The 14,576-nt window shown below is 70.6% G+C and carries 17 protein-coding genes and 2 pseudogenes; 9 read left to right on the top strand and 10 right to left on the bottom strand.

Features of this window, described 5'->3' with window-relative positions:
- Positions 1-102, bottom strand: a pseudogene (locus tag ACFWSK_RS36040) (electron transfer flavoprotein subunit beta); the annotation flags it as partial.
- Between the two features lie 180 nt (positions 103-282).
- Between ACFWSK_RS36040 and ACFWSK_RS36035 the strand changes: the two are divergent.
- The 3 genes and pseudogenes from ACFWSK_RS36035 (at position 283) to ACFWSK_RS36025 (ending at position 1,504) form a co-directional block, all read left to right on the top strand.
- Positions 283-1,014: a TetR family transcriptional regulator gene (locus ACFWSK_RS36035; protein WP_383795916.1), complete on the top strand. Its 732-nt coding sequence runs from the start codon at positions 283-285 to the stop codon at positions 1,012-1,014.
- Positions 1,015-1,081: 67 nt separating this feature from the next.
- A pseudogene (locus tag ACFWSK_RS36030) lies at positions 1,082-1,240 on the top strand (zinc ribbon domain-containing protein); the annotation flags it as partial.
- 42 nt (positions 1,241-1,282) lie between these two features.
- A complete protein-coding gene (locus ACFWSK_RS36025) occupies positions 1,283-1,504 on the top strand; it encodes a hypothetical protein (RefSeq protein WP_383795919.1) in 222 nt (73 codons plus the stop codon).
- 39 nt (positions 1,505-1,543) lie between these two features.
- Here the strand turns inward: ACFWSK_RS36025 and ACFWSK_RS36020 are convergent, their stop codons facing one another.
- From ACFWSK_RS36020 to ACFWSK_RS36000, 5 genes are all read right to left on the bottom strand, one after another.
- Complete coding sequence (locus ACFWSK_RS36020) at positions 1,544-2,485, bottom strand: DUF3048 domain-containing protein (protein ID WP_383795913.1); 942 nt, start codon at positions 2,483-2,485, stop codon at positions 1,544-1,546.
- A 205-nt stretch (positions 2,486-2,690) separates the two neighbouring features.
- Positions 2,691-4,760 carry a LamG-like jellyroll fold domain-containing protein gene (locus ACFWSK_RS36015; RefSeq protein ID WP_383795910.1) on the bottom strand — a complete coding sequence of 690 codons (2,070 nt, stop codon included), beginning with the start codon at positions 4,758-4,760 and terminating at the stop codon, positions 2,691-2,693.
- 143 nt (positions 4,761-4,903) lie between these two features.
- On the bottom strand, positions 4,904-5,563 hold the full coding sequence (locus tag ACFWSK_RS36010) for a DUF5063 domain-containing protein (RefSeq protein ID WP_362848340.1): 660 nt from the start codon (positions 5,561-5,563) through the stop codon (positions 4,904-4,906).
- 65 nt (positions 5,564-5,628) lie between these two features.
- Complete coding sequence (gene recR / locus ACFWSK_RS36005) at positions 5,629-6,228, bottom strand: recombination mediator RecR (RefSeq protein ID WP_328910986.1); 600 nt, start codon at positions 6,226-6,228, stop codon at positions 5,629-5,631.
- Positions 6,229-6,320: 92 nt separating this feature from the next.
- A complete protein-coding gene (locus ACFWSK_RS36000) occupies positions 6,321-6,656 on the bottom strand; it encodes a YbaB/EbfC family nucleoid-associated protein (RefSeq protein ID WP_363074963.1) in 336 nt (111 codons plus the stop codon).
- A gap of 310 nt (positions 6,657-6,966) precedes the next feature.
- Here ACFWSK_RS36000 and ACFWSK_RS35995 point away from each other — a divergent pair, with 310 nt between their 5' ends.
- Positions 6,967-7,749, top strand: coding sequence for an SLATT domain-containing protein (locus ACFWSK_RS35995; protein ID WP_383795908.1), 783 nt, complete (start codon positions 6,967-6,969; stop codon positions 7,747-7,749).
- Positions 7,750-7,924: 175 nt separating this feature from the next.
- On the opposite strand, the gene ACFWSK_RS35990 is transcribed toward ACFWSK_RS35995, so the two are convergent.
- From ACFWSK_RS35990 to ACFWSK_RS35980, 3 genes are all read right to left on the bottom strand, one after another.
- A complete protein-coding gene (locus tag ACFWSK_RS35990) occupies positions 7,925-8,575 on the bottom strand; it encodes a hypothetical protein (RefSeq protein WP_383795905.1) in 651 nt (216 codons plus the stop codon).
- An 82-nt stretch (positions 8,576-8,657) separates the two neighbouring features.
- Complete coding sequence (locus ACFWSK_RS35985) at positions 8,658-9,395, bottom strand: GntR family transcriptional regulator (RefSeq protein ID WP_383795902.1); 738 nt, start codon at positions 9,393-9,395, stop codon at positions 8,658-8,660.
- 114 nt (positions 9,396-9,509) lie between these two features.
- On the bottom strand, positions 9,510-10,874 hold the full coding sequence (locus ACFWSK_RS35980) for an aspartate aminotransferase family protein (RefSeq protein WP_383795899.1): 1,365 nt from the start codon (positions 10,872-10,874) through the stop codon (positions 9,510-9,512).
- Between the two features lie 207 nt (positions 10,875-11,081).
- On the opposite strand from ACFWSK_RS35980, the gene ACFWSK_RS35975 reads away from it, so the two are divergent.
- The 3 genes from ACFWSK_RS35975 (at position 11,082) to ACFWSK_RS35965 (ending at position 12,904) form a co-directional block, all read left to right on the top strand.
- Entirely contained in the window at positions 11,082-11,675 is a 594-nt protein-coding gene (locus ACFWSK_RS35975) for a type 1 glutamine amidotransferase family protein (RefSeq protein ID WP_383795896.1), read from the top strand.
- Positions 11,672-12,139 (top strand): MarR family winged helix-turn-helix transcriptional regulator, encoded by a 468-nt coding sequence (locus tag ACFWSK_RS35970; protein ID WP_383795893.1) that lies wholly within the window; start codon positions 11,672-11,674, stop codon positions 12,137-12,139. The genes ACFWSK_RS35975 and ACFWSK_RS35970 overlap by 4 nt, the downstream gene beginning before the upstream one ends.
- 141 nt (positions 12,140-12,280) lie before the next feature.
- Positions 12,281-12,904: a hypothetical protein gene (locus tag ACFWSK_RS35965; RefSeq protein ID WP_383795890.1), complete on the top strand. Its 624-nt coding sequence runs from the start codon at positions 12,281-12,283 to the stop codon at positions 12,902-12,904.
- Positions 12,905-12,916: 12 nt separating this feature from the next.
- On the opposite strand, the gene ACFWSK_RS35960 is transcribed toward ACFWSK_RS35965, so the two are convergent.
- Positions 12,917-13,324 (bottom strand): hypothetical protein, encoded by a 408-nt coding sequence (locus ACFWSK_RS35960; protein WP_383795887.1) that lies wholly within the window; start codon positions 13,322-13,324, stop codon positions 12,917-12,919.
- Positions 13,325-13,478: 154 nt separating this feature from the next.
- Between ACFWSK_RS35960 and ACFWSK_RS35955 the strand changes: the two genes are divergently transcribed.
- Entirely contained in the window at positions 13,479-14,315 is an 837-nt protein-coding gene (locus ACFWSK_RS35955; protein WP_383795884.1) for a Scr1 family TA system antitoxin-like transcriptional regulator, read from the top strand.
- Positions 14,312-14,548 carry a DUF397 domain-containing protein gene (locus ACFWSK_RS35950; RefSeq protein WP_383795882.1) on the top strand — a complete coding sequence of 79 codons (237 nt, stop codon included), beginning with the start codon at positions 14,312-14,314 and terminating at the stop codon, positions 14,546-14,548. Before ACFWSK_RS35955 ends, ACFWSK_RS35950 begins: the two co-directional genes overlap by 4 nt.
- Positions 14,549-14,576 lie beyond the last annotated feature (28 nt).

Genomic DNA, 14,576 nt, shown 5'->3' with positions numbered 1-14,576 from the left:
ACCGTCCACATCCTCACGATCCACCGTCAGGTCATCAGCGAAATGCCGATCACCAGTCGCGTCGGGCACGTACTTCACACAGACAACGATCCTCAGGCTCACGCCGGCTCTCCTAGCTGATGCGATTCGTTGTCACGACAATATGGCACTCAGTACCCTCTCGCAAGGTACGTAGTGCCAATCGGTGCATTCCGGTGTTACGTTCCCGGCATGACTGAAGCGCGCAGAGGACGCAGGGCGGCAGCCGGCCCGGCGTCCGGGAGTTCCTCCGTGAAGGTGCCCATGCGGGAGGCGCTTGCCGAAGCGGCCTTCCAGCTCTTCCTGGAGCGCGGCTACGAGCAGACCACGGTGGACGACATCGTGGCGCGGGCGGGAGTGGGGCGCCGTTCCTTCTTCCGGTACTTCCCGTCGAAGGAGGACGCGGTCTTCCCCGACCACGAGCGGTGCCTGGCCGATATGACCGCCCTGCTGGACGGCCGTGACGGCCCCGATCCGGTCGGTGCGGTGTGTGACGCGGCCAGGCTCGTGATGCGGATGTACGCGGCGAACCCCGAGTTCTCCGTACAGCGGTACGGGCTGACGCAAGAGGTTCCGGGCCTGCGCACGTATGAACTGTCGGTGGTGCGCCGGTACGAGGGCACGCTCGCGGGTTATCTGCGCCGGCGCTGGGCGGAGGCGCCCGACGGCGGGCTGCGGGCCGATGTGGTGGCCGCCGCCGTGGTGGCCGCGCACAACAACGCCCTGCGCTCCTGGCTGCGTTCGGGCGGAGTGGGTGACGCCGAGACCGCCGTCGACCACGCCCTCGGTCTGGTGCGCGAGGTGTGGGGGAGGGCGGCCGATGAGGCCGCCGTGGGACCGGCCGCCGAAGCGGAACCGGAGAAGGGCCGCGACAAGGCGCCGGGTGGGGAACTGACCGTGGACTCGGGCGACGACGTGATCGTCATGGTCGCCTCCAGGACGGCGCCGATGTGGCGTGTGGTGCAGAGCATCGAGGCGGCCATGGCGGCGGGCTGAGCAAGATTAGGCACTCAGTACCTTTACGGCCCGGCACTCAGTGCCATATGGTGCGGAGCGTCGCGCGATGGTGCGGCGCTCACAGCCGAGTGCAGGGGGTCGAGACGTGTCCCAGCCAGGAAGCGGCACCGCTACGGCGGCGCGTGAAAGAACCGGAATCACCTACCAGCGTTGTCGCTGGTGCGGCACGGCGTCCTTCCGCCGGCTCCTGTGCCCCGTATGCCAGTCGAGCGATCTGCGGACGGAGTTGAGTGAGGGCCACGGAGTCGTGGTCAGGTCGACGGTGGTGCACCGCTACACCGAGTTCGCACGCAACGAATCCCTGGTCCGGTTCCCGGAGGGCTTCATGTTCCGTTGCCGCGTCATCGGTACCCCGCCCCAGCTGGTCTGGCCCGGAGCCCGCGTTCGTCCGGCGTCCGGTGCCGACCTCAGCACCGGAGAGGTCGTCCTCGAAACCGTCGAGAAGGCCGAACGCGACCCCTGGCGCTGAACTCCCGACCGGGCGAACGGCCGTCACCCGACGGCCGTGTCAGTCGGGAACCAGCACGATCCAGACCTGGCCGCGCGCGAACGTCATCGGCCGGCCGTCCCCAGTGGTGAACTCCGTCGCCGAAGCGGCGGTGTCGCGCTCCCACGAGACGTCGTACGCCTTGCCGTCGCGCAGCGCGAGCGCCGAGCCGGACCCCACGGTCTCGGTGAACGGCGAGGTGTTCCCCCACCGGTCCCGGAAGCGGGAGGGGCCCAGGGTCACGTCCTGGAGGAGCACGGTGGCCGCTTCAAGCCGGTCCCCGGAGACCGTGCGCGACGGCTCCCCGTCCATGGCGATCAGCCACTTCTTCTGCTCCGGTGACCAGGTGAACGTGAACCGCGCCGACGGGTAGCTCACCGTGCGTTCGGCGACGGGCGTACCGCCGTCGGGTGCGGGCGCGAAGCGCAGTCCGATGGCCTCGGCCGCGTTGACCTGGGTCGCGGCGTGCGGGATCTTCCCGGGGTGCAGGTACAGATTGTGCGGTGCCTGCCGGTTCTGGTCCCGGACGTAGGCCTGGGGCGCCTTCGAGGGCGGCAGGGCGTCGAGCGGAGCCGCCTCGATCGACGGCAGCAGCGCCGACTGGGCGCCGGAGTAGGCGAGGGTGGGCTCGTCGAACTGCCGGAGCAGTTCCAGGTCCGTTTCGCGGGCGCTCCGCACGGGGCCGATCACGGGCGGGACATCGGAGGAGTAGACGGCGAGTATGCGGCTGAGCCCCGCCTCCACCTGCTCCACATAGACGAGGTCGGCCTTCTCCAGACCGGTCGGTGGCCGGGCGGGGGCGACGTTGTCGATCTTCACCGCGAGGACGTCGGCGCGTCCGGCGGACGTGGCCGAACTGTCCGGAGCGGGAGGTGTCCCGCCGCCCTGGCAGGCCGCGGCGACGAGGAGCGCGAGGACGGCGAAGGAGGTGGCGGCCGGTCTCTTCGTTCCGGAGGTGCGCATGGTGGCCGCCCCTTTCGAACCGGCTCCGCACAGGGGCACCGGCTCATGTCTGCTGCGGCGATGACTCTCCTGTACATCATCACGCAGAAGGCCGGCCGGCGGTTCCACCGGTTCCGGAACGGCCGCGCGAACCGTGTCGGGGGCCGGGGGGGGGGGGTCCCCCCCCTGCCCCCCCCCCCCCCCGGCGGTGTGATCGTCGCTCCCTCTACATCAGGCCGGCGATGTCCTGGTCCGGGACCACCCCGGAGAACACCCGCACCTGATCGACGGCGCCGCGCAGATACTCGCCCCAGCCGTCGGCCGTGCGGCCGCGGCCGACCTGGAGGCCGCCGTCGCTCTCCCACGCGTCGTGGAACTCCGCGGTACCCCCGGCATCCGCATGGCCGTCCACGAAGAGCCTGACCCGGTCCGTCGCGTCGTCGTAGACGACGGCCAGCCGGTGCCCCCCGCCCTGGCCGCCGTCCGGCCACTCCACTCGCGCCACGACCGTCTCGGCCGCTCCCGGCGCGTCCGCGTGGGACATCACCAGCTCCCAGCTCTGCGTCGCGGGCGTGTAGCGGACCTTGAAGGCGTCACCGTGCACGCCGCCCTGGGAGAGCGCCGTCATGGGGTGAGCGGGCTCGTTGTCGGCCAGCCGCACCGTCGCGCTGACGGTGAAGCTGTCGTCGGTGTCGACGACCGGCTTGTCCGTCGCCGCGTACCCGGCGGTGCCGTCCAGGGACAGGTGGCCTTCATCGGCGAGGGGCCAGTCCCCCGGGATGCAATCCGGGTCCAGCAGGTCGCACTCGTCCCCTGCCCGGAAGATCGAGGCGCCCGCGGCGAGCTTCAGCGGTTCGCCGCCGCCCGCCTCGGCGCTGATGCCCTCCGGGGCGTTCTCCAGGGCCCAGTGACCGCGCAACTGCGCCGCCCTGCTGCCGAGCCGCGTGATCTCGGCGGGCGCGACCACACGGTCGTGGACCCGTACGTCACCGATCTCGCCCTTCCAGCGGTCCCGGTAGCCCGACGCGCCGTGCGACCGGCCGATCTGGAAGTTCCCCTCGGCCGCCACGGGGGTGACCGCCTCCTCCTCGCCCACGGCCCGGCCGTTGACGTAGAGCCTCGCCCTGCCGGTCTCGGCGTCGTACGCGCCGAGCACGTGCGCCCACTCGCCCGCCTCCGGCAGACCACCGGTCATCCGCGTTCCGTTGACCGCGAACGACCACACCGGGCCGCCGTCCTCCTGGCGCAGGCCGAGCGCGAACTCCGGTGCGCCGAACCCGTCCTGACTGGCGATCGTGCGAACGGAGTCCACCGCCGACGGGCGCACCCACCCGCCGGCCGCGAAGGTCTTCCCCGCCCCGACCACCGACGCGTCCGGGGTCAGGAAACCGTGACCCGTTCCGTCGAGGGTGGCCGTGGACGTGAGCGCCGTACCCGAAGGAGCGGGCGAGCCGAAGGACGCCCCGATTCCGGCGCGGGCGGCAGCTCCGGCCGTGGCGGCAGCCGTACGCGAACCCGCCGCGTCGGCGAGGGACCAGTGCGCGGCGGGCGCCCGGCCCGAAGCCACGCGGAAGGTGTAGTACGTCGGACTGCTCAGGTTCCCGGCCCGGTCCTGCGCCTGTACGTGGAGCATGAACACGCCACCGGCCGGCGGCAGGTAACGAAGGTCCGCGGAACCCTCCGGGCCCGAAGGCGTTGCCCTCAGCAGGGGTCCGCCCTGGAAGTCGTACACGTAGGACACGACGTCGTCGGTGGGCGAGTCGACGTGGAAGGTGCCGTAGACGCCCGCTCCGTCGGTCCAGTTGTTGTTGTCCGGGTAGTCGGCCGAAGTGACGACGGGCTTCCCCGGCGCCGTACGGTCGAGGACGAACTCGCAGGGAGCGCCCTCACCCTCGGTACTCCACGGCGATGCCACCTCGCCGTCAACGGCCCGCACACGCCACGAAATCACGGTGTCCGCCGGGATCTCGGCCGGCAGCTGCCAGGAGAACGGGGTGCTGTCACTCCTCATCCCGGTGGCGAACGTCAGGCGCTCCTCGGAGCCGTCCCCGTCCAGCCACCAGGCTTCGAACTCGCCGCTGACCCGGCTCGCTTCGCCGGGCTGGTGGTCGCCGGCCCCGTACAGACGCGCTGTCAGGTTCGGCACGGCCCTGACGAAGGGCCGGCCCTCCCCCGCCGCGCACGGGCTGCCCCAGGTGCTCAGATCGCCCACGAGCGGCTGCGGCGGCGCCCCGGCGTCTGCCGCGACCGCCACCCCCGGTGCCGCCAGTAACGCCCCCGCGACCAGCGACGTCACCGCCGCCCATCTCGTCCATCTGTGGCCTGTGTTCCCCGACATCCTCATGCCCCTCCCCATGGCCCATGCGGATCACGAGCCACGGGGAGGCTAGCAACGGCGACCGCTGACGGCGCGGGGTTTTCGGGCGCCGGTCCGGAGGGCTACTTCGCCGGGCGCAGGCCCAACGGCCCCGCGATTTCCTGGAACATGACGCGGCCCGCTTCCTCCGCGAGGTTCGCGTCGCCCGGGTCCTGGTCCGTGTCCAGGCCGTCCAGTTCCTCAAGGGGCTGGTTCAGGCGGATGTGGGCGACCAGGGACTGGAGGGCTCGCAGGGTCGCGGAGGCCGTGGAGCCCCAGTTGGAGAAGTACGAGAACTGCCACCACCACAGCGCCTCGGCCGTGCGGTCCGCCTCGTAGTGGGCCAGGCCGTGGCCGAGGTCCGTGACCAGGTCGGCCAGGTCGTCGGAGATGCGGTGCGGGACCGGCGCCTTGCGGGGCTCGTACGGGTCGAAGACCTCGGAGTAGACGTCGATCGGTTCGAGGAGGGCCGCGAAACGTTCACGCAGGCCGTCCGCGTCCGGTTCGGGGCCGAGGTCCGGCTCGTAGCGCTCGTCGGGCAGCACGTCCTCGTACGCGCCGAGCCTGCCTCCCGCGAGCAGGAGCTGCGAGACCTGGAGAAGCAGTACGGGGACGGCCTCTTCGGGCTCCTCGACCTTGGACACCTCGGTGACCGCGACGATGAACGTCTTGATCTGGTCCGCGATCTGGACGGCGAAGTCGTCCGGGTCCTGCGTGACGGAGTTCAGCGTGGCGTCAGACATCGAGGGGACCTCCCGTAGGCGCGGTCTCGAACGGTGAGCGGGGCCGGAGAAGCACAGCGCGGGCGTCAGACATCCAGGAGTCGCCTGCCTTCGAACGCGCGGCCCAGGGTGACCTCGTCCGCGTACTCGAGGTCGCCGCCCACGGGCAGGCCGCTGGCCAGCCTGGTCACCCTGAGACCCATCGGCTTGACCATCCGCGCCAGGTACGTCGCGGTGGCCTCGCCCTCCAGGTTGGGGTCCGTCGCCAGGATCAGCTCCGTGATGGAGCCGTCCGCGAGCCGCGCCAGCAGCTCGCGGATGCGCAGGTCGTCGGGACCGACGCCCTCGATCGGGCTGATCGCGCCGCCGAGTACGTGGTAACGGCCCCGGAACTCGCGGGTCCGCTCGATCGCGACGACGTCCTTCGGCTCCTCGACCACGCAGATGACGGTCAGGTCGCGGCGGGTGTCCCGGCAGATGTTGCACTGCTCCTGCTGGGCGACGTTGCCGCAAACCGAGCAGAACCGGACCTTGTCCTTGACCTCCAGGAGGGCATGGGCGAGACGCCGTACGTCGGTCGGCTCGGCCTGCAGGATGTGGAAGGCGATCCGCTGCGCGCTCTTGGGCCCGACGCCGGGCAGCCTGCCCAGTTCGTCGATGAGGTCCTGAACAACGCCTTCGTACACGGAAAGCCTTTCTGCTGCTGTGCTGCTCTGCTCGTACCGTAGTTGGTACGCCTGGGTATCTGTAGGTCTTGGCTGTGTATCTGTGGGTCCGGTCAGAAGGGGAGACCGGGCATACCGCCCAGGCCCTGCGCGAGCGGGCCCAGCTTCTGCTGCTGGAGCGCCTGCGCGTTCTCGTTCGCCGCCTGCACCGCGGCGACGACGAGGTCGGCGAGCGTCTCGGTGTCCTCCGGGTCCACGGCCTTGGGATCGATCACCAGGGCGCGGAGCTCGCCGGAGCCGGTCACCGTGGCCTTCACGAGACCGCCGCCCGCCTGTCCGTCGACCTCGGTCCTGGCCAGTTCCTCCTGGGCCTCGGCAAGGTCCTGCTGCATCTTCTGGGCCTGCTGGAGCAGCTGCTGCATGTTGGGCTGACCACCACCGGGAATCACGGTCACTCCTGGCATTTCGACGACAAATGTTTCGGTATGCCGAGCCTACGTGCTCGCCGGTCGGCGCGCCCCACTCACGGGGACCAACTCTTTCGGGTGAGATTTGGAACGCCGTGGTCACCCTCCTATACCTGATCACAGGCCGTGTACACGCAGGGATCCCGTGATTTTGACTCCACGGCCCACCATTCGGCGGTAGGAAGGGATGCGCATCAGTACGCCCACACGCATCAGCGGTAACGCAGAGTTACCCGGAGCCAGTCAGAGAACCCCCACGTCGTTCCTACGCAGAGTGCAGAGGAGTGCCCCGGTGAGTCAGCCGGAGATGCAGCCCGAAGGGCCGCCCCGCAAGGAGTCCGGCGAGGAAACCGGGGGAGAAACCGGAACTGAACGCTCCGGTCCGGTCCGGGGGGTGCGGGCGCCCAGGGATCTCACGGGCCGCGCCTTCCCGCTCGGGGACTGGGGCGAGCCCGCCGAACGTCTCGACGAGCTCTACCGCTGGGTCGAGGACGGCGCCCTGAGCACCGCGGACTGGTATCTGCAGGACCGCCTCCGGAAGCGGCGGGCGGCGCGGGCACTGCGGCTGGGCACGGCAGCAGGCGTGGTCGCGGGTGCGGCACTGCCGCTGCTCGATCTGACGGGCGCGCTGGACGGGGCCGCGGGGTGGGGCTATCTGTCGCTGCTCCTGGGTGCGGCCTGCATGGCGTGCGACCGGTACTTCGGCCTGACGTCCGGGTGGATAAGGAACCTCGCGACGGCACAGGCGGTGCAGCGACGGCTTCAGGTGCTCCAGTTCGACTGGGCGTCGGAGTGCGTACGGGAGGTGCTGGGACCCGCCGAGGGCACCGCGAGCGAGGCGGCGGACCGGTGCCTCGGGGTGCTGCGCCGGTTCTCGGAGGACGTCACGGAGCTGGTGCGGTCGGAGACGGCGGACTGGATGGTGGAGTTCCGCGCCGGGCCCGCGCCGATGGCGATGCAGTCGATGGTCTCGGGGGGCGGGAGCGGGCGGGCCGAGCCGGGCGGGGCGGTGGGGCGGTTCGCGCTGCCGGCCGTGGGGCGGCCGAACATGCCTCGGCAGCGGCCGCCCGAGTAGGGGCGGGTGGGGCCGGGCGCCCCGGGGGCTTCCCGGGGCCCGTGTGCGGCCCGCCCGGCGTTCGGGACGGGACCGGCGTCCGGCCGGCCGGGGCCCCGCCTCAAGCCCGTCCGGCGCTTGAGGACAAGGGCGGGCCGGCCGGGCCTGCGGGGGTGGTCAGGCGGGTTCGTCCCGGTCAGCTGAAGATGATCATGGAGCCTTGGGCCAGGCTCCTCGTCGAGGCCGCGTGCAGGCCCAGCCATACGTGGCGTTCACGGGCGAACGGGTTGTCGTCCTGGAGGATCGGGCCGGCCGGTTCCTCCAGCGCCGTCGGGCCGATGGGCGGCAGCGGAGCGGCCGGCGGGTTGGCCGGGTCGATACCGATCGACGGGGCCACGAACTCCAGCTCCCGCAGCAGTCCGTGCGAGGAGCCCAACGGACCGCCGCCCTCCAGCAGTTCGTCGTTCGAGAGCGGAGCGGCGAAGTCCACCGGGACGTACGCCCCCGCGTGGTCGTAGTGCCAGACCAGGTGCGAGTGCTGTGCGCTCTGCTCGAACATCTCCAGCAACTGCTCGTAGTCCCCGCCGAGTTCGTCGACGGGTGTCACGGCGAGGCCGCTCAGCTGGAGCAGGTAGGCACGGCGCAGGAAGTGCAGCGCGTCGTAGTCGAATCCCGCGACCGGGGCGACGTCCCCGGTGAGGCCCGGCATATAGGCGTAGACGGGGACGGGCGGCAGTCCCGCGTCACCCAGCGCCTTGTCGTAGATGGCGATCTCTTCGGCGAACGGGTTGTCGGGGCTGTGGCACAGCACGTCGACGAGGGGGACCAGCCACAGGTCACAGGCCACGAATTCTCGCTCTCCAACGGGTCGTGCGATGGTCGGAACAGCGTAATGCGGACGGAACGTCGCGCACAGTGCACCTCCCGACCTATTCCGCCGGCCCGGCCGCCCCCGCACCGCGACCGGGGTGCGCCGGGTCTCCGGCCGCGAGCCGGTCGGCCCACTTCAGGCCGTGCGCCTTGTACGCGTCGAGCACCGCGCGTACGGCCTCCCCGTCCGCGTCCATGATCGCCTCCACCAGGTCCTGGTGGCCGTTCCACAGCCAGTCCCGTACGTCGGCGTCCCCGCGCAGATACGGCACGGCGAACACCCACGCCTGGACACGCAGGCGGTGCAGGAAATCGGTGATGTACGTATTGGCGACGATCGCGCCGAGCTCGCGCCAGAAGCGCAGGTCGTAGCCGATCAGGATGTCGAGATCGCCGCCGCGGGCCGCCCGTGCGGCTTCCTCCGCCCGGCGGCGTACGGAGACGAGCGCGTCGCGGTACGGGGCGAGGCGGGCCCCGGCCGGCTCCTGACCCTCGAAGACCCCGCGGAACACCCCGTCGATGACGAGCGCGCGGGCCTCGATCATCGCCCGGTAGTCGGCCACGCTGAACTCGCGCACACGGAAACCGCGGTGCTGGTCCGATTCGAGGAGGCCCTGCGCGGAGAGGTCGAACAGCGCTTCGCGTACCGGGGTCGCGGAGACCCCGTACTGCTCCGCGATCTGCTTGACGGTGAATTCCCGGCCCGGCTGCAAGCGCCCGGACAGCACCTCGTCACGCAGTGCGTCCGCGATCTGCTGCCGCAGCGTACTGCGGGTCACACCTCCGCTCGCCCGCATGGCGCCCCTCCCCTTTTCGGTTCCGGTCACCATAAGCCAGGCACGTCTGCCCGCTTCCGGGCAGGGAAGCCGAAGAGGAGGGGAGGGGGGCGGGGCGGAGCGTCGTGCGGACTCCTACACGGTGTGCTCGTCGGCGACCGAGAGCGCCACGTCCAGGGCTGCCAGGCCCTCCTTGGCCTCAGCCTCGGTGACGTTGCAGGCGGGGACGGCGTGGGTGCGGTTCATGTTGATGAAGGGCCACAGGCCGTTCTTCTTCGCCGCCGCGCCGAAGGCCGCCATCGGGGCGTTGTCCGCGCCCGCGGCGTTGTACGGGACCAGCGGTTCGCGGGTCTCCTTGTTGCGGACCAGGTCCAGCGCCCAGAAAGCACCGAGGCCGCGGACCTCGCCGACGGAGGGGTGGCGCCCGGCCAGCTCGCGCAGGCCGGGGCCGAGGACGTTCTCGCCGATGTGGGCGGCGTTCTCGATGACCTTCTCGTCCTCCATCACCCTGATCGTGGCGACGGCCGCCGCACAGGCCAGCGGGTGGCCCGAGTAGGTGAGTCCGCCCGGGTAGGGGCGCGTCTCGAAGGTCGCGGCGATCTCCGCGTTGATCGCGACCCCGCCGAGCGGTACGTAACCGGAGTTGACGCCCTTCGCGAAGGTCATCAGGTCGGGGGTGACGTCGTAGTGATCGGCGGCGAACCACTTGCCCGTACGGCCGAAGCCGGCCATGACCTCGTCGAGGACGAACACGATCCCGTACCGGTCGCAGAGCGCGCGGACGCCCGCGAGGTAACCGGGCGGCGGCGTCATGATGCCCGCTGTTCCGGGGATCGTCTCCAGGATGATCGCCGCGATGGTGGACGGGCCCTCGAAGGCGAGGGTGTCCTCCAGGTGCTGGAGCGCTCGCGCGCACTCCTCGGCCTCGGTCTCGGCGTAGAACGGGGAGCGGTAGAGGAACGGCGCCCAGAAACGGACGACGCCTGCCGAGCCGTTGTCGGACGGCCAGCGACGGGGGTCACCCGTGAGGTTGATCGCGGTGGAGGTGGCGCCGTGGTACGAGCGGTAGGCGGAGAGCACCTTCGTGCGGCCGGTGTGCAGCCGGGCCATGCGGACGGCGTTCTCGACGGCCTCGGCGCCGCCGTTGGTGAAGAAGATCTTGTCCAGGTCGCCCGGGGTGCGCTCGGCGATGAGGCGTGCGGCCTCGGAGCGTGCCTCGATCGCGAAGGCAGGAGCGAAGGTGGCGAGCTTGCCCGCCTGCTCCTGGATCGCGGCGACGACGGTCGGGTGCTGGTAGCCGATGTTGGTGTAGACGAGTCCGCTGGTGAAGTCGAGGTAGCGGTTGCCGTCGTAGTCCCAGAAATACGCCCCCTCGGCGCCGGCGACGGCGAGCGGGTCGATCAGACCCTGGGCGGACCAGGAGTGGAACACGTGCGCGCGGTCGGCGGCCTTCACGGCAGCTCCGGCCGCGGAGTCGACATACGGGGCATGAGGGGTCATGCCGTGAGCGTAGGTGCCGGTGGGGGCGTGCTCCATGGCCACCTTGTATGGAGTGTGGCGTTCGGCTCGGCAGGGTGTCGGGTCCCGATCAGTTGACAGCATGCTGCCTTCATGACAGTCTACTGTCATAGTTGAGGCGGTAAAGCTTCCACGTTCCCAGCCCGATCCCGTCCGATCCCAGTCCGGTTTCCAGCCCTGGAGGTCACCATGACCCGCAAGACCGTTCATCTGGCCGTCTACGACACCTTCGCCGACTGGGAGACCGGGTACACCACGGCCCATCTCACGCAGAACGGCTACACGGTCCGGACCGTCGGACTCACGACGGAACCGGTCACCACCATGGGCGGGGTGCGCATCCAGCCCGATCTGGCGCTCGACGAGCTGCGGCCCGAGGACAGCGCACTGCTCATCCTGACCGGGGCGAGCCTGTGGGACAGCGGCGACGAGCTGGCCCCCTTCGCCCGCGAGGCACGCGCCTTCCTCGATGCCGAGGTGCCGGTCGCGGCGATCTGCGGCGCGACGGCCGGGCTCGCGCGCGAGGGGCTGCTCGACGACCGGGCCCACACGAGCGCGGTCTCCTTCTACCTGGCCGCCACGGGGTACGCGGGCGGCGAGCGGTACGAGGAGGCGGACGCGGTGACGGACGGCGTCCTCGTCACGGCCGGGCCGACGGAGCCGGTTGCGTTCGCCCGGGAGGTGTTCGAGCTGCTGGGGGTGTACGACGCGAAGAAGCTGGACGCCTGGTACCGGCTGTTCCACGACTCCGACGCGAGCGCGTTCGAGGTGTTGGCGGGATGAGCGACTCCGACGACCAGGAGCGGTTGAGCCGGACGGCGCTCGGGGTGTTCCGGCTGAACGGGCAGTTCCTCGCGGTGTCGGAGGAACTGACCCGCCCGGCCGGGCTCACCGCGGCCTGGTGGCAGGTGCTCGGGGCGGTGCTGCACGAGCCGTTGCCGGTGTCCGGAATCGCGCGGGCGATGGGGATCACGCGGCAGAGCGTGCAGCGGATCGCGGATCTGCTGGTGGGGAAGGGGCTGGCGGAGTACGTACCGAATCCGGCCCACCGCCGCGCGAAGCTGCTCCGCCCCACGGAGGAGGGGCGGGCGTCGGTGTCCCGCATCGGCCCCGGCCATGCGGAGTTCGCCGCGCGGCTCGCGGAGGAGCTGGGGGCGGAGGGGTTCGCGGAGACGGTACGAGTGCTGGAGCGGTTGACCGAGGCGGTGGACGCGGTGGGCGGCGGAGCCGCCGGGGGGCGGGACTGAGAGTGCCCCGGTCGCGGAGTGCACGGTTCGGTTCCGTCCCCGGTCGCGGGGTGCACGGTTCCGTCCGCAATCGCCGGGCGGGCTTGACGTTGGGCTCCGGCTGTACGGAACCGGGGCCCCGGGCCGTACGTCCCCCCGTACATGCTGACCATCCTGGGGATACTCTTCGCCGTCGCCCCCGCCGTCGTCTGGATGACGATCGCCCGCACCCGCGCCACCGGTCTCGCGATCGGCGGCGCGCTGCTGGCCGGAGCGGGCGCGCTGGTCAGCGTCCAGCAGGGCTGGATCGACGCCCCCCGGCCCGACACCCACCTGGTGTTCACGGCCCTCGCGCCCCTGCTCATCGCGTGCGGCGCGGGACTGGAAGGCCGGCACGAGGACTCCCCTCCGCCGGAGTGGATCCCCCGCCGCAACGGAGCCATCGGCTTCCTGGGAACGCAGTTCGCCCTCACCCTCGTGGTCGGCCTCCTGTACTCCCTGATGCTCACCGAAGGGTCGGACGCGCCGCCCGCCAGGGCCGTACCTCCCCTGCCGGCCGGCATCACGGTGGTCTCCGAAGGCACCGACTGCGGGTCCGGCGGCTGCTACCGCCTGGTGGCCGTCGACAGCGAGGACGGCCTGACCCGCCCGGAGATCATCCGCAGACTGGACCTCCAGCAGGAGACGTGCCGCTCCAGCGGCTGGCTGCTCGACTGGCGCGACGTGTGCGTGGGAGCCAGGGACAACGGCACGAACGTCGTCATCTACGCGTCGTGGAGCGGCTGACCGGCCGACCGGTCACCCGAGCAGGAGAAACGCCGCGTTCAGCAGGATCAGCGTGTGCACGAAGCGCCCGGGGTACGTCGGCGGATACCGCCACGCCAGCGGCCACGTCCGCCCGACAAGCGCCGGAACGGGTACGTAACTGACCGAGCCCGCCGCCGCGTTGAGCCGTGTCACGCCCTCGGGCCACGCCCGCCCCGACGTCGTCCCGGCCGGTACGAGGAAATACACCCCCCGCCGCCCGCTCGCCTCGGTGACCACGGGGCCGGGCTCGCCCCCCGTGATCGCCTCCATGAGATCGGCGAGCCGCCGCCCGTCGTCCCCGTCGACGCGGACGGCATCGAATTGCACGCCCGCCTTGCGAAGTTGGAATCCGGATTCCGGAATCCACTCGATGTTCAGTCCACGATTCGGCGCATTCACAGGGACATTGTGTGGCCGAGCGCCTAGCTTTTTCTTTGACTGACGAGGGGCGTCGCATGCCCGTTGACCTGCGCGAACTCCTCTGTACCTCAGTTGAATTCGGCGGGGTCGGGTAGTGACCGGTTGAGACCGGTTGAGTCGAAAAGGGATCGCAATGGCGCGAGCTGAAAACAAGGAAACGGCAGGCCCGACGGCCCAGTTGGTGGCCGATGTCGCCCGACGGGCACGCCTCAAGCAGAAGTGGACCCAAGAGCAACTGGGTAAGGAAATCGGCTTCTCGGCGGCGGCGGTGAGCGCGATGGAGACCAACGCGCAGCCCGCGAGCGACGACATGCTGGTCCAGTTGGAACGCGTACTCGGTGACGGCATGGGCGTCTTCGAGCAGGCACGCCGGTACGTACGGATGGAGAAGTACCCGGAGCAGTTCAAGAACTACGCGCTGCTGGAGCAGGACGCGGTGGGGCTGATGTTGTACGCGACCCTCGTCGTCCATGGCCTGTTCCAGACGGAGGCGTACGCGCGGGCGCTGATCGGGGGCGGCTACCCGCCGCTCTCCGACCAGCGGGTGGAGGAGCTGGTCGAAGCACGACTGGCCCGCAAGGCGCTGTTCGAGAGGGAGCCGGTGGCTCTGATCGAGTTGATCGTGGAGGAGGCGGTGCTGACGCGCGATATCGGCAGCAAGGAGGTCATGCGCGACCAGATGCGATACCTGGCGGCGTGCGCTCGGCGTCGAAACGTCACGCTTCAGGTGCTGCCGTTGGACTGCGGGCTGAGCGGGGAGCATGCGGGTGATCGGGGCGACATGAACCTCGTGGAGACCCCCGACCACGAGCGTCTCCTGTTCTTGGAAGTGCAGGACGAGGGCCTGCTGATCAGCGATCCTGCGGCGGTGAGTACACGAGCCCAGCGATATGCGAAGATCCGGGCACAGGCCCTGGGTCCTCGTGAATCGCTGGGCCTCATCGAGCGGTTGGCAGGAGAACAGGAATGAGCAACACCCTGCGCTGGTTCAAGTCCACCTACAGCGACAGCGGCGGCGGCAACTGCATCGAAGTCGCCTTCGACTGGCACAAGTCCTCGTACAGCAACGCGAGCGGCGGCGACTGCATCGAGGTGGCCACCTGCCCCCACGCCGTCCACGTCCGGGACTCCAAGGTCCCCGAAGGCCCCGCCTTCGAGGTCGCTCCCCACGCCTGGTCGACGTTCCTCACCTGGGCGGGCTGAGCGAGCGCGGGGCCGGGCACGCATGCCC

It is taken from the genome of Streptomyces sp. NPDC058620 (assembly GCF_042717135.1).
GTDB lineage: Bacteria > Actinomycetota > Actinomycetes > Streptomycetales > Streptomycetaceae > Streptomyces.
Note: the sequence above shows the minus strand (reverse complement) of the source record. Positions and strands in the feature narration are given on the sequence as shown.